The organism is Pseudoflavonifractor sp. (genome assembly GCF_050943825.1).
GTDB lineage: Bacteria > Bacillota > Clostridia > Oscillospirales > Oscillospiraceae > Pseudoflavonifractor.
On record NZ_JBMNPX010000017.1, the window covers coordinates 21131 to 37554 of the forward strand.

Genomic DNA, 16424 nt, shown 5'->3' on the forward strand with positions numbered 1-16424 from the left:
AAAGGAGAGATACCAAATGCCTAAAGCAACTGTTGTTGATATGACCGGCAAGAAGGTCGGCGAAGTGGACCTCTCCGACGCTATCTTCGGCATTGAGCCCAACGTGAGCGTTGTTCACGAGGCTGTCAAGAATCACCTGGCCAATTGCCGCCAGGGCACTCAGTCCGCTCTCACCCGCGCCGAGGTTTCCGGCGGCGGCATCAAGCCCTGGCGCCAGAAGGGCACCGGCCGTGCCCGTCAGGGTTCCACCCGCGCTCCCCAGTGGACTCACGGCGGCGTGGTGTTCGCTCCCAAGCCCCGCTCCTACAGCTACACCCTCAACAAGAAGGTGAAGCGCCTGGCTCTCAAGTCCGCCCTCTCCGCCAAGGCCGCCGAGGGCAACGTCATCGTGGTGGACGGCCTGAACCTGGACGCCGTCAAGACCAAGAACATGGCCGCTTTCCTGGGCGCTGTCGAGTCCAAGAAGGCCGTCCTGGTCACCCCCGAGGTCAATGAGAACGTGGTCCTGTCCGCCCGGAACATCCCCGGCGTGGTCACCACCACTGCCAAGCTCCTCTCCGTTTACGACATCGTAAACGCCAACCAGTTCATCGTGGACAAGGCCGCCCTGGCCGTCATCGAGGAGGTGTTCGCATAATGGCTACCACCGCTTATGATATCATTAAGCGTCCCGTCATCACCGAGCAGTCCATGGAGATGACCGAGATGAAGCGCTACACCTTCGAGGTGGCCAAGAGCGCCAACAAGATTGAGATCGCCAAGGCCGTCGAGGAAATCTTCGGCGTGAAGGTGGTCAAGGTCAACACCCTGAACATGCAGGGTAAGGAGAAGCGCACCGGCGCCTATCCCAAGGGCCGCCGCCCCTCCTGGAAGAAGGCTGTGGTCACCCTCAGCGAGGACTCCAAGACCATCGAGTTCTTCGAAGGCATGGTGTAAGGAGGATAACGAACAATGGCTATCAAAACTTATAAGCCCACAACGCCCTCCCGCCGCCACATGACCGTGAGCGCCTTCGAGGGCATTGACAAGAAGGCTAAGCCCGAGCGCAGCCTGATTGAGAACCTGAAGAAGAATGCCGGCCGCAACAGCTACGGCCGCATCACCGTCCGCCACCGCGGCGGCGGCAACAAGAAGAAGTACCGTATCATCGACTTCAAGCGTCAGAAGGACGGCGAGGTCGCTGTGGTGCTCCGTCTTGAGTACGACCCCAACCGCTCCGCCAACATCGCCCTCATCCAGTATGAGGACGGCACCAAGAGCTATATCCTGGCTCCTGTTGGCCTGAAGGCCGGCCACAAGATCGTCTCCGGCCCCAACGCCGACATCCTGCCCGGCAACTGCCTCCCCATCGCCAACATCCCCGTGGGCGAGCTCATCCACAACATCGAGCTCTACCCCGGCAAGGGCGCTCAGCTCGTCCGGTCCGCCGGCGTGGCTGCCCAGCTGATGGCTAAGGAGAACGGCATGGCTCAGGTCCGCCTGCCCTCCGGCGAGGTCCGCTATATCCGCGAGGACTGCAAGGCCTGCATCGGCCAGGTGGGCAACACCGACTGGGCCAACATCCAGATTGGTAAGGCCGGCCGTAAGCGTCACATGGGTTGGCGTCCCACCGTCCGCGGCTCCGTCATGAACCCCAATGACCACCCCCACGGCGGCGGCGAGGGCAAGAGCCCTGTCGGTCGTCCCGGCCCTGTCACTCCTTGGGGCAAGCCCGCTCTGGGTTACAAGACCCGCAAGACGAAGAACCGTACCGAGAAGTTCATCGTCAAGCATCGTAATTCTAAGTAAGGAGGCAGTAAAAGATGTCCAGAAGCATTAAGAAAGGCCCCTTTTGCGCCCCCGAGCTGCTCAAGCGGGTCGATGAGATGAACAAGACCGGTGAGAAGAAGGTCCTGAAGACCTGGAGCCGCGCCTCCACCATCTTCCCCTCCTTCGTCGGTCACACCTTTGCCGTGCACGACGGCCGCAAGCACGTGCCCGTCTACGTTACCGAGGATATGGTCGGCCACAAGCTGGGCGAGTTCGCCCCCACCCGTACCTTCCGCGGTCACGCCGGCGCCAAGTCCGGTAAGTAAGGAGGAGAGATAACATGGAAGATAAAAAGGTAGCCCAGGCTACTCTGCGTTATGCCCGCATCTCTCCCCGTAAGGTTCAGATCGTCTGCGATCTGATCCGGGGCAAGAGCGTGCCCGAGGCCACTGCTGTTCTGATGGCCACTCCCAAGGCTGCTTCCGAGCTCATGCTGAAGATTCTCAAGAGCGCGGCTGCCAACGCGGAGAACAATCACCAGATGGATCCCGAGAAGCTGTACGTGTCTGCCACCTACGCCAACCCCGGCCCCATCATCAAGCGTATGCGTCCCCGGGCCCAGGGTCGCGCGTTCCGCATCAACAAGCGTACTTCTCACATCACCATCGCGGTGAGCGAGCGCTAAGGGAGGAGGAAAAATATGGGACAGAAAGTGAACCCCCACGGCCTTCGCGTGGGCGTCATTAAGGACTGGGACTCCCGTTGGTACGCCCGCAACGAGAAGGTCGGCGACCTGCTGGTGGAGGACAAGAAGATCCGGGACTTCCTGAAGAAGACCCAGTACGGCGCTGGTATCCCCAAGATTGAGATCGAGCGCGACAACGCCAAGGTGCGCATCTACCTGCACTGCGCCCGTCCCGGCGTGGTCATCGGCAAGGGCGGCGAGGCCATCGAGGCCCTGCGCCTGCAGCTGGAGAAGATGCTGGGCAAGAGCGTTGCCCTGAACATCGTCGAGGTCAAGAACCCCGACATGGACGCCCAGCTCATCGCTGAGAACATCGCTCAGCAGCTGGAGAAGCGCATCGGCTTCCGCCGCGCTATGAAGAACGCCATGGGCCGTGCCATGCGCATGGGCGCCCGCGGCATCAAGACTCAGGTGTCCGGCCGTCTGGGCGGCGCCGAGATCGCCCGCACCGAGCACTATCACGACGGCACCATTCCCCTGCAGACCCTGCGCGCCGACATCGACTACGGCTTCGCTGAGGCTGCCACCACCTACGGCCGCATCGGCGTGAAGGTGTGGGTCTACAAGGGTGAGATTCTCTCCCAGGCCCTGCGGACCACCCCCCGCACCCTGGACACCAAGAACTTCAAGGAGCGTCCCGACCGTCCCCGCCGCGATCGCCGCGACGGCGACCGGAAGCCCGGCTTCGGCGGTGACCGCCGTCAGGGCGGCTTCAACCGGAACGGCCAGGGCCGTCCCCAGGGCCAGGGCTTTAACCGCGGCCCCCGTCCCGCCGCTCCCGCTGCTGCCAAGGAAGGAGGCGCCAACTAATGCTGCTGCCTAAGAGAGTGAAATACCGCCGCGTTCACCGCGGCCGCATGAAGGGCAAGGCCACCCGTGGCAACACCGTGACCTACGGTGAGTTCGGCCTGCAGGCCACTGAGCCCTGCTGGATCACCAGCAACCAGATCGAGGCCGCCCGTATCGCCATGACCCGTTACACCAAGCGTGGCGGTAAGGTCTGGATCAAGATCTTCCCCGACAAGCCCGTTACCGAGAAGCCCGCTGAGACCCGAATGGGTTCCGGTAAGGGTTCCCCCGAGTACTGGGTGGCCGTGGTCAAGCCCGGCCGCGTTATGTTCGAGATCGCCGGCGTCTCCGAGGAGATCGCCCGCGAGGCACTGCGTCTCGCTTCCCACAAGCTGCCCGTCAAGTGCAAGATTGTGGCTAAGGAGACCGCCGAGACCGAGAATGGTGGTGAATGAAGATGAAGGCTACTGAAATCCGTAAGATGAGCGCCGCCGAGCTGGAGGCTAAGCTGGGCGACCTGAAGAAGGATCTCTTCCAGCTCCGTCTTCAGCACGCCACCAATCAGCTGGACAATCCCATCCGGATCGCCCAGGTGAAGAAAGACATCGCCCGTGTCAAGACCCTCATCCGTGAGCAGCAGCTCGCAGGCCGATAAGAAGGAGGAACTAGACAATGGAAAACAGAACTTCTTCCCGCAAGACCAGAGTCGGCCTGGTTGTCTCTGACAAGATGGACAAGACCGTGGTGGTGGCCATTGCCGACCGTGTGGCCCACCCCCTGTACAAGAAGATTGTTAAGCGGACCTACAAGCTCAAGGCTCATGACGAGCTCAATGAGTGCGGTGTGGGTGACCGCGTCAAGGTGATGGAGACCCGTCCCCTGTCCAAGAACAAGCGGTGGCGCGTGGTCGAGATCATCGAGAAGGCGAAGTAAGGAGGTGTCGGTATGATTCAGCAGGAGACTTATCTGAAGGTAGCCGACAACACCGGCGCCAAGGAAATCAAGACCATCCGTGTGCTGGGCGGTTCCAAGCGCAAGTATGGCAACATCGGCGACGTGATCGTGGCCTCCGTCCGCAAGGCTCAGCCCGGCGGCACGGTGAAGAAGGGCGAGGTCGTGAAGGCCGTTATCGTCCGCTCCGCCAAGGGCGTTCGCCGCGCCGACGGCAGCTATGTCCGCTTCGACGAGAACGCTGCCGTTCTCATCAAGGACGACAAGAACCCCCGCGGTACCCGTATCTTTGGGCCCGTGGCCCGCGAGCTGCGCGACAAGGACTACATGAAGATCCTGTCGCTGGCTCCCGAAGTGCTGTAAGGGGGTAGGAGTAGACAATGAATAAGATGAGCATTAAGAAGGGCGACGAGGTCGTCGTTCTGTCCGGCAAGGACAAGGGCAAGCAGGGCAAGGTCATTGCCACCCTGCCCAAGAGCGGCAAGGTCGTTGTCGAGAAGATCAACATGGTGTCCCGCCACACCAAGCCCCGTCAGCAGGGCCAGGAGGGCGGCATCATCCCCAAGGAGGCCCCCATGTACGCCTCCAAGGTCATGCGCGTCTGCCCCAAGTGCGGCAAGGCTACCCGCCCCGCCCACAAGGTTCTGGCCGACGGCAAGAAGGTCCGCGTCTGCAAGAAGTGCGGCGCTGAAATCTGAGAGAGGAGGAGTTAACAATGGCTGAGAAGAACATGCCCAACCTGAAGGCAAAGTACCAGGCCGAGGTGGCTCCTGCTCTGATGCAGAAGTTCGGCTACAAGTCCACCATGCAGATCCCCCGCCTGGAGAAGATCGTGGTCAACTGCGGCTGCGGCGAGGCCCGTGACAACTCCAAGGTGCTGGAGGCCGTTGTGGGCGACCTGACCAAGATCACCGGCCAGAAGGCCATCATCACCAAGGCCAAGAAGTCCGTGGCTAACTTCAAGCTCCGTGAGGGCATGCCCATCGGCGCTAAGGTTACCCTGCGCGGCGACAAGATGTGGGAGTTCCTGGACCGCCTGTTCAACGTGGCCCTGCCCCGCGTGCGTGACTTCCGCGGCATCAACCCCAACGCCTTCGATGGCCGCGGCAACTACGCCCTGGGCATCAAGGAGCAGCTGATCTTCCCCGAGATCGAGTACGATAAGATCGACAAGATCCGCGGCCTGGACGTGGTCATGTGCACCACCGCCCACACTGACGAAGAGGCCAAGGAGCTGCTGACCCTCATCGGCGCTCCCTTCGCCCGCTAAAGGAGGAGAACGAAATGGCTAAGAAGTCTATGATCCTGAAGCAGCAGGCGGAGCCCAAGTTCTCCACCCGCCGCTACAATCGCTGCAAGATCTGCGGCCGTCCCCACGCCTACCTGCGGGACTACGGCATCTGCCGTATCTGCTTCCGCGAGCTGGCCTACAAGGGTCAGATTCCCGGCGTGAAGAAGGCGTCCTGGTAACCTTGTGAAATGAGAAATTAGGAATGCGGAATTAGGCGCGTGCCTAATTCCGAACTCCTAATTTCAATTTTCAATATATCCCCAGCCGGCGGTCAACAGGTCGAAGTTGCCTAGCTCCGATACCTTGCCGCTGATACGGGCAGATGCCCGTAATTCTAATAGGAGGTAACACTCATGCATATTACCGATCCCATTGCGGATATGCTCACCCGCATCCGCAACGCCTCGAATGCCAAGCATGACACCGTCGATGTCCCCGCGTCCAACATGAAGAAGGCCATTGCCCAGATTCTCCTGGACGAGGGCTATATCAAGAACTTCCAGCTCATCGACGACGGCACCCAGGGCGTGATTCGCGTCACCCTGAAGTACAACAACCCCGGCAAGGAGAAGGCCATCTCCGGTCTGCGCCGCGTCTCCAAGCCCGGTCTGCGCGTCTATGCGGGCGCCGACGAGCTGCCCCGGGTCCTCAAGGGTCTGGGTATCGCCATCGTGTCCACTTCCAAGGGCGTCATGACCGACAAGAAGGCCCGCGAGGCTCATGTCGGCGGCGAAGTCCTTGCATTCGTTTGGTAAGGAGGAGTCTCAGATATGTCTAGAATCGGAAGAATGCCGATCGAGCTCCCCGCCGGCGTGGAAGTGAAGATCGGCGACAATAACGTCGTCACCGTCAAGGGCCCCAAGGGCACCCTGACTCAGCAGCTCCACCCCGCGATGAGCTTTAATCAGGAGGGTAACGTCATCCACGTGACCCGTCCCAACGATCTGAAGGAGAACCGCGCTCTGCACGGCCTGACCCGCAGCCTGCTGCACAACATGGTGGTGGGCGTGACTGAGGGCTTCAAGAAGGAGCTGGACGTCAACGGCGTGGGCTACCGTGTTGCCAAGGAGGGCAAGAAGCTGGTCATGAACCTGGGCTTCTCCCACCAGGTGACCATGGATGAGCCCGAGGGCATCACCATCGAGGTCCCCACTCCCAACAAGATCGTCATCAGCGGCGCTGACAAGCAGAAGGTGGGCCAGTTCGCCGCCGAAGTGAGAGAGAAGCGTCCCCCCGAGCCTTATAAGGGCAAGGGTATCAAATACACCGACGAGGTCATCCGCCGCAAGGAAGGTAAGACCGGCGTCAAGAAGAAGTAAGGAGGTGTGCCACTATGATCAATCGTCCCAATACCAAGGCTCAGCGGCTTAAGCGCCACAAGAGAGTGCGCGGCAAGATCGCCGGCACGCCCGAGCGTCCCCGTCTGAACGTGTTCCGCAGCGAGACCAACATCTATGCCCAGGTCATCGACGATGTCCACGGCAAGACCCTGGTCTCCGCTTCCTCCCTGGAGAAGGGCTTTGAGGGCTCCGGCTCCAACTGTGAGGCCGCCAAGAAGGTTGGCCAGATGGTAGCCGAGCGCGCCAAGGCCGCCGGCATCACCACCGTGGTCTTCGACCGCGGCGGCTATGTCTACCATGGCCGCGTCGCCGCTCTGGCCGAGGGCGCCCGTGAGGGCGGCCTGGAATTTTAAGGGGAGGAGAAAACGAACATGGCTAGATTTGAAAGAGAACCCAGCGAGTTCACCGAGAAGCTCGTTTCTCTGAACCGCGTCAGCAAGACCGTCAAGGGCGGTCGCGTGATGAAGTTCGCCGCCCTGATGGTGGTCGGCGACGAGAAGGGCCGGGTCGGCTTCGGCACCGGCAAGGCCGCCGAGGTGCCCGAGGCTATCCGCAAGGGCATCGAGGATGCCAAGAAGAACATGTGCACCATCACCCGCTCCGGCACCACCATTCCCCACGAGGTCATCGGTGAGTTCGGCGCCGGCCGCGTGCTGCTGAAGCCCGCTGCCCCCGGTACCGGTATCATCGCCGGCGGCCCTGTCCGCGCTGTCATGGAGGCCGCCGGCATCCGCGACATCCGCGCCAAGTGCCTGCGCTCCAACAACCCTCAGAACGTGGTCTCCGCCACCTTCGAGGGCCTCAAGTCCCTCCGTGGTCCTGAGGAAGTGGCCCGCGTCCGCGGCAAGAGCGTGGAAGAAATCGTAGGTTAAGGAGGGGCTATACAATGGCTAACCTGAATATCAAGCTGGTCAAGAGCCTGAACGGCCGCATTGTCAAGCACAAGGCGACCGCCGAGGCTCTGGGGCTGCGCAAAATCGGTGACGTGACCGTACAGCCCGACAACTCGGCTACCCGGGGCAAGATTGCCGCCATCGGCTACCTGCTCCAGGTCACCGAGGAACAGTAAGGAGGTGCACGTCAATGAATCTGCATGAACTCTCTCCCGCTGCCGGTTCCACCCGTCCCGCGTACCGCAAGGGCCGCGGCCACGGCTCCGGTAACGGCAAGACTGCCGGCCGCGGCCAGAAGGGCCAGTGGGCCCGTTCCGGCGGCGGTGTCCGCACCGGCTTTGAGGGCGGCCAGATGCCTCTGGTTCGTCGTCTGCCCAAGCGCGGCTTCAACAACATCTTCGCCAAGCCCCTGGAGGCTATCAACGTCTCCGCTCTGAACAAGTTCGAGGATGGAGCCACCGTTAACGTTTGCGACCTGCTGGAAAAGGGTATCCTCTCCAAGTGTGAGTACGGCGTGAAGGTGCTCGGCAACGGTGAGCTCACCAAGAAGCTGATCGTCCGTGCCTCTGCTTTCTCCGCCTCCGCCAAGGAGAAGATCGTCGCGGCAGGTGGAAAGTACGAGGTGGTCTAAGTGTTCAAGACCGTCAGGAACGCCTGGGCGATCCCCGAGCTGCGCAAGAAGATTCTCTTTACCATCTTCGCGCTGCTGATCTTCCGGCTGGGTTCTTCCGTTCCCGTGCCCTGGATTGACACGAAAGGCCTTCAGGAATACCTGAACGCCATGAGCGGCAGCATCTTCGGTCTTATCAACGCGATGAGCGGCAACGCTTTCGCTATGGCCACTGTTTTCGCCCTCGGCGTACAGCCCTATATCAACAGCTCCATTATCATCCAGCTCCTCACCGTCGCCATCCCCGCTCTTGAGAGGATGCAGAAGGAAGGCGGCGAGGAAGGCCGCAAGAAGATCGCGGCCATCACCCGCTACACCACTGTGGCCATCGCCCTGCTTCAGGGCTTCGGCTACTTCACCCTGATCAACGCCAACGGCCTGGTCAGCGGTGACCTGCCCACCTGGCTGGCCGGTATCATCATTGTCCTGTCCTTCACCGCAGGCTCTGCTTTCGTGATGTGGCTGGGCGAGCAGATTACCGAGTTCGGCATCGGCAACGGCATCTCCGTGATCCTGTTTGCCGGCATTGTGTCCCGTTTCCCCAGCATGCTGATGAACATGGTGAATGGTGTGCAGAAGTGGTCCATGCACCTGTCTGATGACGAGATCGCCGCCATGGGCACCACCCAGGGCGAGGCCTTCCGCAACAGCCTGGTGCACCCCGCCATGATTCCCCTGATTATCATCGGCATCCTGGCTCTGGTGGTGTTCATTGTCTTCATCAACGACTCTGAGCGCCGCATCCCCGTCCAGTACGCCAAGCGCGTGGTGGGCCGGAAGATGTACGGCGGCCAGTCCAGCCACATCCCCCTGAAGGTGAACATGAGCGGCGTTATGCCCATCATCTTCGCCCAGGCCATTGCCTCTCTGCCCGCCACCATCGCGGCCTTTATCCCCGGCGGCAGCGAGTCCACCTTCATGAAGGTGTTCGACTCCAACGGTCTGGTCTACGCCATCGTCTACTTCCTGCTGATCCTGGGCTTCAGCTACTTCTATGCCACCATGCAGTTCAACCCCATCGAGGTGGCCAACAACCTGAAGAAGAACGGCGGCTTTGTGCCCGGCTTCCGGCCCGGCAAGCCCACCGCTGACTTCATCGCCAAGGTGCTCAATAAGATCACCCTGTTCGGTGCCATCTATCTGGCTATCATCGCGCTGCTGCCCATCATCACCTCCAACATCATCAACCTGGCCAGCGGTTCCCAGATGGGCCGCAGCCTGTCCATCGGCGGCACTTCCATCATCATCGTTGTGGGTGTTGCTCTGGAGACCGTGAAGGCTCTGGAGGCCCAGATGCTCATGCGTCACTACAAGGGCTTCCTTGAGTAAGCGCAGGGAGGAAGAAATGAAGCTGATTCTCTTGGGAGCGCCTGGTGCCGGCAAGGGCACGCAGGCTGAGATTCTCAGCAAGAAGCTGGGGATCCCCACTATTTCTACTGGCAACATCCTGCGCGCCGCCGTCAAGGCGGGTACCAGCGTGGGACTGAAGGCCAAGTCCTATATGGACGCCGGCAAGCTGGTTCCCGACGATGTCATCCTGGACATCATCGAGGAGCGGCTGGCCCAGCCGGACTGCAATGGCGGCTATATCCTGGACGGCGTGCCCCGCACCATCGCCCAGGCAGAGGCTCTGGAGGCGCGTGGCATCACCTTTGACCACGTCATCTCTCTGGAGGTCTCTGACGAGGATATCGTGAAGCGTATGGACGGACGCCGCGTCTGCTCCCACTGCGGCACGCCTTTCCACATTGAGTCCAACCCGCCTAAGGTGGCCGACGTCTGCGATGTGTGCGGCGGCGAGCTGATTGAGCGGGAGGATGACAAGCCGGAGACGGTGCGTCATCGGCTGGAGATCTACCACCAGTCCACTGAGCCGCTGAAGGACTTCTACCAGAAGCGGGGCAAGCTGGACCCGGTGGCCGGCGCCCAGGGGACCATTGAGGCCACCACCCAGGCGATTGTGCGAATTCTGGAGGCGTAACAATGGAAATCATTTCCATTAAATCTCCCCGTGAAATTGAGCACATGCGCCGTGCCGGGCGGATTACCGCCCAGGCCCGGGAGCTGGCGGGCAGCATGGTGCGTCCCGGCGTGTCCACGCTGGAGATTGACACCGCAGTCCGCAAGTTCATCGAAAGCCAGGGCGCCCGCCCCTCCTTCCTGGGGTACGGCGGGTTTCCCGGCTCCGCCTGCATCTCTGTCAACGAGGTAGTCATCCACGGCATCCCGGATCACCGGGTGCTCAAGGAGGGCGATATCGTCAGCGTTGACGTGGGAGCCCTCATTGACGGCTTCCACGGCGACTGTGCGGGCACCTATCCCTGCGGCGAGGTGAGCGAAGAGGCCATGCGCCTCATCCGCGTCACCGAGCAGAGCTTCTGGGAGGGCATGAAGTTCGCCCACCCCGGCTGCCGGATTTCCGACATCTCCCATGCGGTTCAGAAGTATGTGGAGAGCAACGGATACTCTGTGGTACGGGACTTTGTGGGCCACGGCGTGGGCGCCAAGCTCCACGAGCCCCCCGAGGTTCCCAACTTCGGCCCCGCCGGTCACGGCGTCCGGCTTCAGCCGGGTATGACCATTGCGGTGGAGCCCATGGTGTGCGCCGGTCACTGGGAGGTCCGGGTCCTGAAGGACAAGTGGACCACCGTCACCTGTGACGGCAGTCTGGCCGCCCACTATGAAAACACAATTCTCATCACCGAGGGCGAGCAGCCCGAAATCCTGACCACCACCGTGTGAGAGGGACGGTGAACAGCATGGAAATCCAAACCGGACACATCGTCCGAGCCCTGGCCGGCCACGACAGCGGAAGCCTCTACTGCGTCATCGCGACGGAGGGGGACTTCCTGCTGCTGGCCGACGGAAAAGGGCGAAAGCTCACACAGCCCAAGCGGAAACGCAGAAAGCATGTGGAGCTGGCCGGTGGGTCCGGCCCCATGTCCGCCATTCCGGACTCCGACCGGGAGCTGCGGCGGGTCCTGGCCCAGACCAGAGACCAGCTGTACGGCGGCAGCAAAGGTCAAGGAGGTAATCACGCTTGGCAAAAGACGATATGATCGAGCTGGAGGGCGTTGTCACCGAGGCCCTGCCCAACACCACCTTCAAGGTGGACATCGGTAATGGGCACATCATCCTGGCTCATATCTCTGGCAAGCTCAGAATGAACTTCATCAGGATCCTGCCGGGCGACAAGGTAACGGTGCAGATGTCGCCGTACGACTTGACCCGGGGCCGGATTACCTGGCGGAGCAAGTAAGGCGAGGGCCTGCCTGCTCATGGCGGGAAACAACCCGCTGTTCCATCAACGACCGGCGGCCGAGGGGCCTTGCCCCCGTCCACGCCGGGGCCATCAGGCTATCAGGAGGTTATCATTATGAAAGTAAGACCGTCCGTGAAGCCCATGTGCGAGAAGTGCAAGATCATCAAGCGCAAGGGCAAAGTCATGGTCATTTGCGAGAACCCCAAGCACAAGCAGAGACAAGGTTAAGTGGAGGTGCACGAGAAATATGGCACGTATTGCCGGCATTGACCTGCCCAAGGATAAGCGGATCGAAATCGGTCTGACCTATATCTATGGCATCGGGCGCACCAGCGCCAACAAGATCCTGGCCGAGACCGGGATCAACCCCGATACCCGCGTCAAGGACCTCACCGAGGCCGACGAAGCCGCGCTCCGTGAGTGCATCGCCCACAACTACACTGTGGAAGGCGACCTGCGTCGCGACGTCGCGATGGACATCAAGCGTCTGACTGAGATTGGCTGCTACCGCGGCATCCGTCACCGCAAGGGCCTGCCCGTCCGCGGCCAGCGCAGCAAGACCAACGCTCGTACCCGCAAGGGTCCCAAGCGCACCGTCGCCAATAAGAAGAAGTAAGGAGGGAGATACACATGGCTACTGCTGCTAATACCAAGGGCAAGAAAGTGGTGCGTAAGCGCCGCGAGCGTAAGAACGTTGAGAAGGGCCAGGTGCACATCCGCTCCTCCTTCAATAACACCATGGTTACCGTGACTGACATGGGCGGCAACGCCCTGTCCTGGGCCTCCTCCGGCGGCCTGGGCTTCCGCGGTTCCCGTAAGTCCACCCCCTTCGCCGCCCAGACCGCCGCCGAGACCGCCGCCAAGGCTGCCATGGAGCACGGCCTGAAGACCGTCGAGGTCTACGTGAAGGGCCCCGGCGCCGGCCGTGAGGCTGCCATCCGCGCCCTGCAGGCCGTGGGTCTGGAAGTCACCCTGATCAAGGACGTGACCCCCATCCCCCACAACGGCTGCCGTCCGCCCAAGCGTCGTCGCGTGTAATAGAAGGAGGAAGAATCAATGGCAAAGAATATGCAGCCTATCGCCAAGCGCTGCCGTGCGCTGGGCATTTCTCCTGCCGCTATGGGCTACGCCAAGAAGGAGAGCAACCGCAATCCCGGCGGCCAGATGAGAAAGAAGAAGAGCGAGTATGCCCTTCAGCTGTCTGAGAAGCAGAAGGTCAAGTTCGTCTACGGCATCATGGAGAAGCAGTTCCGCTCCTACTATGAGAAGGCCACCCGTATGCCCGGCAAGACCGGCGACAACCTGCTGATCCTGGTGGAGCGTCGTCTGGACAACGCCGTGTATCGCCTCGGCTTCGCCAACACCCGCCGCGAGGCCCGTCAGCTGGTCAACCACGGCCACTTCACCGTCAACGGCCAGCGCGTGGACATCCCCTCCTACCTGGTGAAGGCGGGCGATGTGATCGAGGTCAAGGAGACCAGCCGTTCCTCCGCCAAGTTCAAGAAGCTGACCGGCGAGGACGCTCCCAACGTGCTGCTGCCCCAGTGGCTGGAGCGCGAGAAGAACACCCTGAAGGGTACTGTCACCAAGCTGCCCGTCCGCGAGGACGTGGATCTGCCTGTTGAGGAGCACCTGATCGTCGAGCTGTACTCCAAGTAAGAGAGCGCGTACCCTCGATTATTGGTGAGCTGTAAAACCAGGCGGCGGACTGCCCGGCCCGCCGCTGCGAAAAGGAGGGTAACACATGGTAGAAATCGAGAAGCCGCGCATCGAATGTGTGGAGAACCCCGGCGACGGCTCCTATGGCAAGTACGTGGTCGAGCCTCTGGAGCGTGGTTACGGCACGACTCTGGGCAATTCCCTGCGCCGCATTCTTCTCTCTTCTCTGCCCGGTACGGCAGTCACCTCCATCAAGATCGCCGGTGTGCAGCATGAGTTCTGCAGCATCCCCGGCGTGAAGGAGGATGTGACGGAGATTGTCCTCAACGTGAAGAGCATCATCGCGAAGCTCCACTGCGAGGGCGTCAAGACGGTCTATATTGAGGCCAGCGGCGAGTGCGAGGTCACTGCCGGCGACATCAAGGCCGACGGCGAGGTGGAGGTCCTGAATCCCGACCTTCACATTGCCACCCTGGGTCCCGACGCGTCCCTGAACATGGAGCTGACCCTGTCCCACGGCCGGGGCTATGTGCCCGCCGACCGGAACAAGCCGGCCCAGAACATCATCGGCGTTATCCCGGTGGACTCTGTGTACACCCCCGTGCGCAAGGTCAACTACACCGTGGAGCCCACCCGCGTTGGAGATCAGACCGACTTTGACAAGCTGACTCTGGAGGTGTGGACCAACGGTACCATCACCGCCCGGGACGCTGTCAGTCTGGGTGCCCGCATCCTCTGCGACCACTTCCTGCTGTTCACCGACCTGTCTGAGACCATGGGCAACAAGTCCACGGTGGTGGAGAAGGCCGAGGCCCAGCGGGACAAGGTGCTGGAGATGACCATCGAGGAGCTGGACCTGTCCGTCCGTTCCTTCAACTGCCTCAAGCGCGCCAACATCAACACCGTCGAGGATCTGATTTCCAAGACCGAGGACGAGATGATGAAGGTCCGCAACCTGGGCCGCAAGTCCCTGGAAGAGGTCGTCAACAAGCTGGCTATGATGGGCCTGAGCCTGGCCAGCGACGAGAACTGATTTCCCTATACCGGAAGGCGGCCGCGGGCATGTAACGTTCCCTCGCGGCCCCAGGTTCTGCCTGGGCGCTGTGCGTGCTTTCCAGAGAAGGCTCTGCCTTCTTCAGGACGAATTTAAAAGGAATTTTGCGTCTGCGTACGTGAAATCGAATAGGAGTGTTTTTCATGTCCGGATATCGTAGACTGGGCCGCCGCAGCGACCAGCGTAAGGCCATGCTTCGTGCCATGGTGACCTACCTGCTGGAGAACGGCCAGATTAAGACCACCCTGCCCCGCGCCAAGGAGGTTGCTCCCCTGGCTGAGAAGATGATCACCCTGGCCAAGAAGAACGACCTGGCTTCCTACCGTCAGGCGCTGTCCTTTATCACCAAGGAGGACGTGGCCAAGAAGCTCTTCTCCGAGCTCAACCTGAAGTATCAGGGCCGCGAGGGTGGCTACACCCGCGTGGTCAAGATCGGGCCCCGCCGCGGCGACGCCGCCGAGATGGCCATTGTCCAGCTCGTCTGAGCATAAAGGAAAAGCAAGCCCGCTGTTCCATTTGGAACAGCGGGCTGTTTTTATGAATATAAGAGCGGGTGAAACCGATTTTTCCTATACCAAGACAGAGAAACTGGTTAAAATTGTTATAATTTTAATTGGAATCGACTGCAAGGGGGCACAAGACGGTGAAGCAGCATGACCTGACAGACGGAGCGGTACGCAGTACACTATTCCGTTTTACCTTGCCCTTTTTGGCAGCCAGCCTGCTCCAGTTTCTTTACGGTGCAGCGGATCTGGTGATTGTGGGCCGCTTTGCCGACACCGCCGGTGTGTCCGCCGTATCAACTGGCAGCCAGATTATGATGGCGGTGACTGGACTGATTATGGGGCTGGCGTCAGGTGGAACCGTCATCATTGGTCAGTACTGGGGGGCAGCACGGCGGCAGGACGTCTCGGAGACGATAGGCACTATGTTCACATTTTTCTCGATCTTCGCAGTTGTGATGACCGGCGTGGTGACTGCATGTGCGGGACATTTTGTCAGATGGATGCGGGTACCTGAGGCGGCGGTAGATGACGCTTGGGCCTATATCTTCATCTGCGGCTGCGGCATCATTTTTATCAGCGGATACAACATGGTCAGCGGTATTCTGCGGGGGCTGGGAGATTCCAAGAACCCTATGATCTTTGTTCTCATCGCCTGTGGAGCGAACATCCTGGGCGACCTGCTTCTGGTAGGTCCGCTCCAAATGGGCGCGGCAGGCGCGGCCATTGCCACAGTCTTTGCCCAGGGACTCTCTCTGCTGCTTTCTGTGATTATACTGCGGCGTCGTGACTTTCCCTTTGACTTCCGCTTCTCCAGCTTCCGCATCCGGCGGAAAAAGCTCTTTACGCTTATTCGCATTGGTACACCGGCGGCGCTCCAGAACATTCTGGTAAGCCTTTCTTTCCTCATTATTGCCGCTACGGTCAACAACATTGGCCTGGCGGAGTCGGCTGCGGTAGGTGCAGCAGGCCGCATAAGCGATTTCTGCATGATGGGCCCGATCTCCTTCTTCTCCTCCGTCTCCGCGATGACGGCACAGAACATCGGCGCAGGGCGTCCCGAGCGTGCCAGACAGACTTTGCGGTGGGGGATCCTGTTCTCCCTGGTGTTTGGCCTTGTCATGTTCACGCTGATTCAGATCTTTCCCGGACAGGCCATCGGTATAATTCGCAGCGACCCGGCTGTGATGGAGGCGGGGACACTTTATCTGCGGACATTCAGTTTCGACGTGATACTGGTGTGTTTCGTATTCTCGCTCAACGGTTTCTTCGGCGGCTGCGGCCGCACTGGATTTGCGATGATGAACGCACTGGCTTCCACTTTCGCGGTGCGTGTGCCGGTGACGCTGCTGGTGAGCTCCATGCCGGGCGCTACACTGCTGCATATCGGTCTGGCGGCTCCTTTGGCTTCTGCCGTCCAGATTATCATCCAGCTTATTTATTACCGTCTGGGCCGCTGGAAAAACGGCGCTGTGGTGGAAGCAGCGACTCCGGAAGCTGCAATATAAAAATGCCTTC

31 protein-coding genes are annotated in these 16424 nt (G+C 60.7%); all 31 read left to right on the forward strand.

Annotated elements, in window-relative coordinates:
- Positions 1-16: 16 nt before the first annotated feature.
- The 31 genes from rplD to ACOX7T_RS12225 all read left to right on the forward strand — a co-directional run bounded on the left by rplD (position 17) and on the right by ACOX7T_RS12225 (position 16414).
- Positions 17-637, forward strand: a complete 621-nt coding sequence (gene rplD / locus ACOX7T_RS12075; protein WP_433443101.1) for a 50S ribosomal protein L4 — start codon at positions 17-19, stop codon at positions 635-637.
- The gene (gene rplW, locus ACOX7T_RS12080) at positions 637-936 is read left to right on the forward strand and encodes a 50S ribosomal protein L23 (protein WP_006573404.1); all 300 of its coding nucleotides are present in this window, start codon (positions 637-639) and stop codon (positions 934-936) included. The genes rplD and rplW overlap by 1 nt, the downstream gene beginning before the upstream one ends.
- A gap of 15 nt (positions 937-951) precedes the next feature.
- Positions 952-1788 (forward strand): 50S ribosomal protein L2, encoded by an 837-nt coding sequence (gene rplB / locus ACOX7T_RS12085; protein WP_433443105.1) that lies wholly within the window; start codon positions 952-954, stop codon positions 1786-1788.
- Positions 1789-1802: 14 nt separating this feature from the next.
- Positions 1803-2075 carry a 30S ribosomal protein S19 gene (rpsS, locus tag ACOX7T_RS12090; RefSeq protein WP_006573406.1) on the forward strand — a complete coding sequence of 91 codons (273 nt, stop codon included), beginning with the start codon at positions 1803-1805 and terminating at the stop codon, positions 2073-2075.
- A 14-nt stretch (positions 2076-2089) separates the two neighbouring features.
- Positions 2090-2434 (forward strand): 50S ribosomal protein L22, encoded by a 345-nt coding sequence (gene rplV, locus ACOX7T_RS12095; RefSeq protein WP_433443108.1) that lies wholly within the window; start codon positions 2090-2092, stop codon positions 2432-2434.
- Between the two features lie 15 nt (positions 2435-2449).
- Entirely contained in the window at positions 2450-3304 is an 855-nt protein-coding gene (gene rpsC / locus ACOX7T_RS12100) for a 30S ribosomal protein S3 (RefSeq protein WP_433443110.1), read from the forward strand.
- Complete coding sequence (gene rplP, locus ACOX7T_RS12105) at positions 3304-3738, forward strand: 50S ribosomal protein L16 (protein WP_148319008.1); 435 nt, start codon at positions 3304-3306, stop codon at positions 3736-3738. Before rpsC ends, rplP begins: the two co-directional genes overlap by 1 nt.
- Complete coding sequence (rpmC, locus tag ACOX7T_RS12110; protein ID WP_148319006.1) at positions 3735-3938, forward strand: 50S ribosomal protein L29; 204 nt, start codon at positions 3735-3737, stop codon at positions 3936-3938. Before rplP ends, rpmC begins: the two co-directional genes overlap by 4 nt.
- Before the next feature lie 17 nt (positions 3939-3955).
- Entirely contained in the window at positions 3956-4216 is a 261-nt protein-coding gene (gene rpsQ, locus ACOX7T_RS12115; protein WP_433443113.1) for a 30S ribosomal protein S17, read from the forward strand.
- Positions 4217-4228: 12 nt separating this feature from the next.
- Positions 4229-4597, forward strand: a complete 369-nt coding sequence (gene rplN, locus ACOX7T_RS12120; RefSeq protein WP_148319004.1) for a 50S ribosomal protein L14 — start codon at positions 4229-4231, stop codon at positions 4595-4597.
- Positions 4598-4614: 17 nt separating this feature from the next.
- Positions 4615-4932, forward strand: coding sequence for a 50S ribosomal protein L24 (gene rplX, locus ACOX7T_RS12125; RefSeq protein ID WP_006573413.1), 318 nt, complete (start codon positions 4615-4617; stop codon positions 4930-4932).
- A 32-nt stretch (positions 4933-4964) separates the two neighbouring features.
- Complete coding sequence (gene rplE / locus ACOX7T_RS12130) at positions 4965-5504, forward strand: 50S ribosomal protein L5 (protein WP_198286281.1); 540 nt, start codon at positions 4965-4967, stop codon at positions 5502-5504.
- A gap of 14 nt (positions 5505-5518) precedes the next feature.
- A complete protein-coding gene (locus tag ACOX7T_RS12135) occupies positions 5519-5704 on the forward strand; it encodes a type Z 30S ribosomal protein S14 (protein ID WP_006573415.1) in 186 nt (61 codons plus the stop codon).
- Between the two features lie 174 nt (positions 5705-5878).
- Entirely contained in the window at positions 5879-6280 is a 402-nt protein-coding gene (gene rpsH, locus ACOX7T_RS12140; RefSeq protein WP_433443116.1) for a 30S ribosomal protein S8, read from the forward strand.
- 15 nt (positions 6281-6295) lie between these two features.
- Positions 6296-6844, forward strand: coding sequence for a 50S ribosomal protein L6 (gene rplF / locus ACOX7T_RS12145; protein WP_433443118.1), 549 nt, complete (start codon positions 6296-6298; stop codon positions 6842-6844).
- Between the two features lie 14 nt (positions 6845-6858).
- Positions 6859-7218 carry a 50S ribosomal protein L18 gene (gene rplR / locus ACOX7T_RS12150; RefSeq protein WP_294552863.1) on the forward strand — a complete coding sequence of 120 codons (360 nt, stop codon included), beginning with the start codon at positions 6859-6861 and terminating at the stop codon, positions 7216-7218.
- An 18-nt stretch (positions 7219-7236) separates the two neighbouring features.
- Positions 7237-7737, forward strand: coding sequence for a 30S ribosomal protein S5 (rpsE, locus tag ACOX7T_RS12155; protein ID WP_006573420.1), 501 nt, complete (start codon positions 7237-7239; stop codon positions 7735-7737).
- A 14-nt stretch (positions 7738-7751) separates the two neighbouring features.
- Positions 7752-7934 carry a 50S ribosomal protein L30 gene (rpmD, locus tag ACOX7T_RS12160; protein ID WP_006573421.1) on the forward strand — a complete coding sequence of 61 codons (183 nt, stop codon included), beginning with the start codon at positions 7752-7754 and terminating at the stop codon, positions 7932-7934.
- A 14-nt stretch (positions 7935-7948) separates the two neighbouring features.
- Positions 7949-8389, forward strand: a complete 441-nt coding sequence (gene rplO / locus ACOX7T_RS12165; protein WP_006573422.1) for a 50S ribosomal protein L15 — start codon at positions 7949-7951, stop codon at positions 8387-8389.
- On the forward strand, positions 8390-9757 hold the full coding sequence (secY, locus tag ACOX7T_RS12170) for a preprotein translocase subunit SecY (protein ID WP_433443122.1): 1368 nt from the start codon (positions 8390-8392) through the stop codon (positions 9755-9757).
- Between the two features lie 16 nt (positions 9758-9773).
- Positions 9774-10409 carry an adenylate kinase gene (locus ACOX7T_RS12175; protein ID WP_433443124.1) on the forward strand — a complete coding sequence of 212 codons (636 nt, stop codon included), beginning with the start codon at positions 9774-9776 and terminating at the stop codon, positions 10407-10409.
- An 8-nt stretch (positions 10410-10417) separates the two neighbouring features.
- Positions 10418-11170, forward strand: a complete 753-nt coding sequence (gene map / locus ACOX7T_RS12180; protein WP_433443173.1) for a type I methionyl aminopeptidase — start codon at positions 10418-10420, stop codon at positions 11168-11170.
- A gap of 17 nt (positions 11171-11187) precedes the next feature.
- Positions 11188-11487: a KOW domain-containing RNA-binding protein gene (locus ACOX7T_RS12185; RefSeq protein WP_433443126.1), complete on the forward strand. Its 300-nt coding sequence runs from the start codon at positions 11188-11190 to the stop codon at positions 11485-11487.
- Complete coding sequence (infA, locus tag ACOX7T_RS12190) at positions 11469-11687, forward strand: translation initiation factor IF-1 (RefSeq protein WP_040647168.1); 219 nt, start codon at positions 11469-11471, stop codon at positions 11685-11687. The genes ACOX7T_RS12185 and infA overlap by 19 nt, the downstream gene beginning before the upstream one ends.
- A gap of 117 nt (positions 11688-11804) precedes the next feature.
- The gene (gene rpmJ, locus ACOX7T_RS12195; RefSeq protein ID WP_006573428.1) at positions 11805-11918 is read left to right on the forward strand and encodes a 50S ribosomal protein L36; all 114 of its coding nucleotides are present in this window, start codon (positions 11805-11807) and stop codon (positions 11916-11918) included.
- A 19-nt stretch (positions 11919-11937) separates the two neighbouring features.
- The gene (rpsM, locus tag ACOX7T_RS12200; protein ID WP_191540250.1) at positions 11938-12306 is read left to right on the forward strand and encodes a 30S ribosomal protein S13; all 369 of its coding nucleotides are present in this window, start codon (positions 11938-11940) and stop codon (positions 12304-12306) included.
- Between the two features lie 14 nt (positions 12307-12320).
- Entirely contained in the window at positions 12321-12728 is a 408-nt protein-coding gene (gene rpsK / locus ACOX7T_RS12205; protein ID WP_006573430.1) for a 30S ribosomal protein S11, read from the forward strand.
- 18 nt (positions 12729-12746) lie between these two features.
- Positions 12747-13349 carry a 30S ribosomal protein S4 gene (gene rpsD / locus ACOX7T_RS12210; RefSeq protein WP_433443130.1) on the forward strand — a complete coding sequence of 201 codons (603 nt, stop codon included), beginning with the start codon at positions 12747-12749 and terminating at the stop codon, positions 13347-13349.
- Positions 13350-13434: 85 nt separating this feature from the next.
- Complete coding sequence (locus ACOX7T_RS12215) at positions 13435-14382, forward strand: DNA-directed RNA polymerase subunit alpha (protein ID WP_433443132.1); 948 nt, start codon at positions 13435-13437, stop codon at positions 14380-14382.
- A 164-nt stretch (positions 14383-14546) separates the two neighbouring features.
- Complete coding sequence (gene rplQ / locus ACOX7T_RS12220) at positions 14547-14888, forward strand: 50S ribosomal protein L17 (RefSeq protein WP_040647170.1); 342 nt, start codon at positions 14547-14549, stop codon at positions 14886-14888.
- A 158-nt stretch (positions 14889-15046) separates the two neighbouring features.
- The gene (locus tag ACOX7T_RS12225; protein ID WP_433443134.1) at positions 15047-16414 is read left to right on the forward strand and encodes an MATE family efflux transporter; all 1368 of its coding nucleotides are present in this window, start codon (positions 15047-15049) and stop codon (positions 16412-16414) included.
- Positions 16415-16424 lie beyond the last annotated feature (10 nt).

What these genes read in the sequence shown, in the direction of transcription:
- rplD (WP_433443101.1), top strand. Translation starts at nt 17, where the DNA reads ATGCCTAAAGCAACTGTTGTTGATATGACCGGCAAGAAGGTCGGCGAA.
- rplW (WP_006573404.1), top strand. Translation starts at nt 637, where the DNA reads ATGGCTACCACCGCTTATGATATCATTAAGCGTCCCGTCATCACCGAG.
- rplB (WP_433443105.1), top strand. Translation starts at nt 952, where the DNA reads ATGGCTATCAAAACTTATAAGCCCACAACGCCCTCCCGCCGCCACATG.
- rpsS (WP_006573406.1), top strand. Translation starts at nt 1,803, where the DNA reads ATGTCCAGAAGCATTAAGAAAGGCCCCTTTTGCGCCCCCGAGCTGCTC.
- rplV (WP_433443108.1), top strand. Translation starts at nt 2,090, where the DNA reads ATGGAAGATAAAAAGGTAGCCCAGGCTACTCTGCGTTATGCCCGCATC.
- rpsC (WP_433443110.1), top strand. Translation starts at nt 2,450, where the DNA reads ATGGGACAGAAAGTGAACCCCCACGGCCTTCGCGTGGGCGTCATTAAG.
- rplP (WP_148319008.1), top strand. Translation starts at nt 3,304, where the DNA reads ATGCTGCTGCCTAAGAGAGTGAAATACCGCCGCGTTCACCGCGGCCGC.
- rpmC (WP_148319006.1), top strand. Translation starts at nt 3,735, where the DNA reads ATGAAGATGAAGGCTACTGAAATCCGTAAGATGAGCGCCGCCGAGCTG.
- rpsQ (WP_433443113.1), top strand. Translation starts at nt 3,956, where the DNA reads ATGGAAAACAGAACTTCTTCCCGCAAGACCAGAGTCGGCCTGGTTGTC.
- rplN (WP_148319004.1), top strand. Translation starts at nt 4,229, where the DNA reads ATGATTCAGCAGGAGACTTATCTGAAGGTAGCCGACAACACCGGCGCC.
- rplX (WP_006573413.1), top strand. Translation starts at nt 4,615, where the DNA reads ATGAATAAGATGAGCATTAAGAAGGGCGACGAGGTCGTCGTTCTGTCC.
- rplE (WP_198286281.1), top strand. Translation starts at nt 4,965, where the DNA reads ATGCCCAACCTGAAGGCAAAGTACCAGGCCGAGGTGGCTCCTGCTCTG.
- ACOX7T_RS12135 (WP_006573415.1), top strand. Translation starts at nt 5,519, where the DNA reads ATGGCTAAGAAGTCTATGATCCTGAAGCAGCAGGCGGAGCCCAAGTTC.
- rpsH (WP_433443116.1), top strand. Translation starts at nt 5,879, where the DNA reads ATGCATATTACCGATCCCATTGCGGATATGCTCACCCGCATCCGCAAC.
- rplF (WP_433443118.1), top strand. Translation starts at nt 6,296, where the DNA reads ATGTCTAGAATCGGAAGAATGCCGATCGAGCTCCCCGCCGGCGTGGAA.
- rplR (WP_294552863.1), top strand. Translation starts at nt 6,859, where the DNA reads ATGATCAATCGTCCCAATACCAAGGCTCAGCGGCTTAAGCGCCACAAG.
- rpsE (WP_006573420.1), top strand. Translation starts at nt 7,237, where the DNA reads ATGGCTAGATTTGAAAGAGAACCCAGCGAGTTCACCGAGAAGCTCGTT.
- rpmD (WP_006573421.1), top strand. Translation starts at nt 7,752, where the DNA reads ATGGCTAACCTGAATATCAAGCTGGTCAAGAGCCTGAACGGCCGCATT.
- rplO (WP_006573422.1), top strand. Translation starts at nt 7,949, where the DNA reads ATGAATCTGCATGAACTCTCTCCCGCTGCCGGTTCCACCCGTCCCGCG.
- ACOX7T_RS12175 (WP_433443124.1), top strand. Translation starts at nt 9,774, where the DNA reads ATGAAGCTGATTCTCTTGGGAGCGCCTGGTGCCGGCAAGGGCACGCAG.
- ACOX7T_RS12185 (WP_433443126.1), top strand. Translation starts at nt 11,188, where the DNA reads ATGGAAATCCAAACCGGACACATCGTCCGAGCCCTGGCCGGCCACGAC.
- rpmJ (WP_006573428.1), top strand. Translation starts at nt 11,805, where the DNA reads ATGAAAGTAAGACCGTCCGTGAAGCCCATGTGCGAGAAGTGCAAGATC.
- rpsM (WP_191540250.1), top strand. Translation starts at nt 11,938, where the DNA reads ATGGCACGTATTGCCGGCATTGACCTGCCCAAGGATAAGCGGATCGAA.
- rpsK (WP_006573430.1), top strand. Translation starts at nt 12,321, where the DNA reads ATGGCTACTGCTGCTAATACCAAGGGCAAGAAAGTGGTGCGTAAGCGC.
- rpsD (WP_433443130.1), top strand. Translation starts at nt 12,747, where the DNA reads ATGGCAAAGAATATGCAGCCTATCGCCAAGCGCTGCCGTGCGCTGGGC.
- ACOX7T_RS12215 (WP_433443132.1), top strand. Translation starts at nt 13,435, where the DNA reads ATGGTAGAAATCGAGAAGCCGCGCATCGAATGTGTGGAGAACCCCGGC.
- rplQ (WP_040647170.1), top strand. Translation starts at nt 14,547, where the DNA reads ATGTCCGGATATCGTAGACTGGGCCGCCGCAGCGACCAGCGTAAGGCC.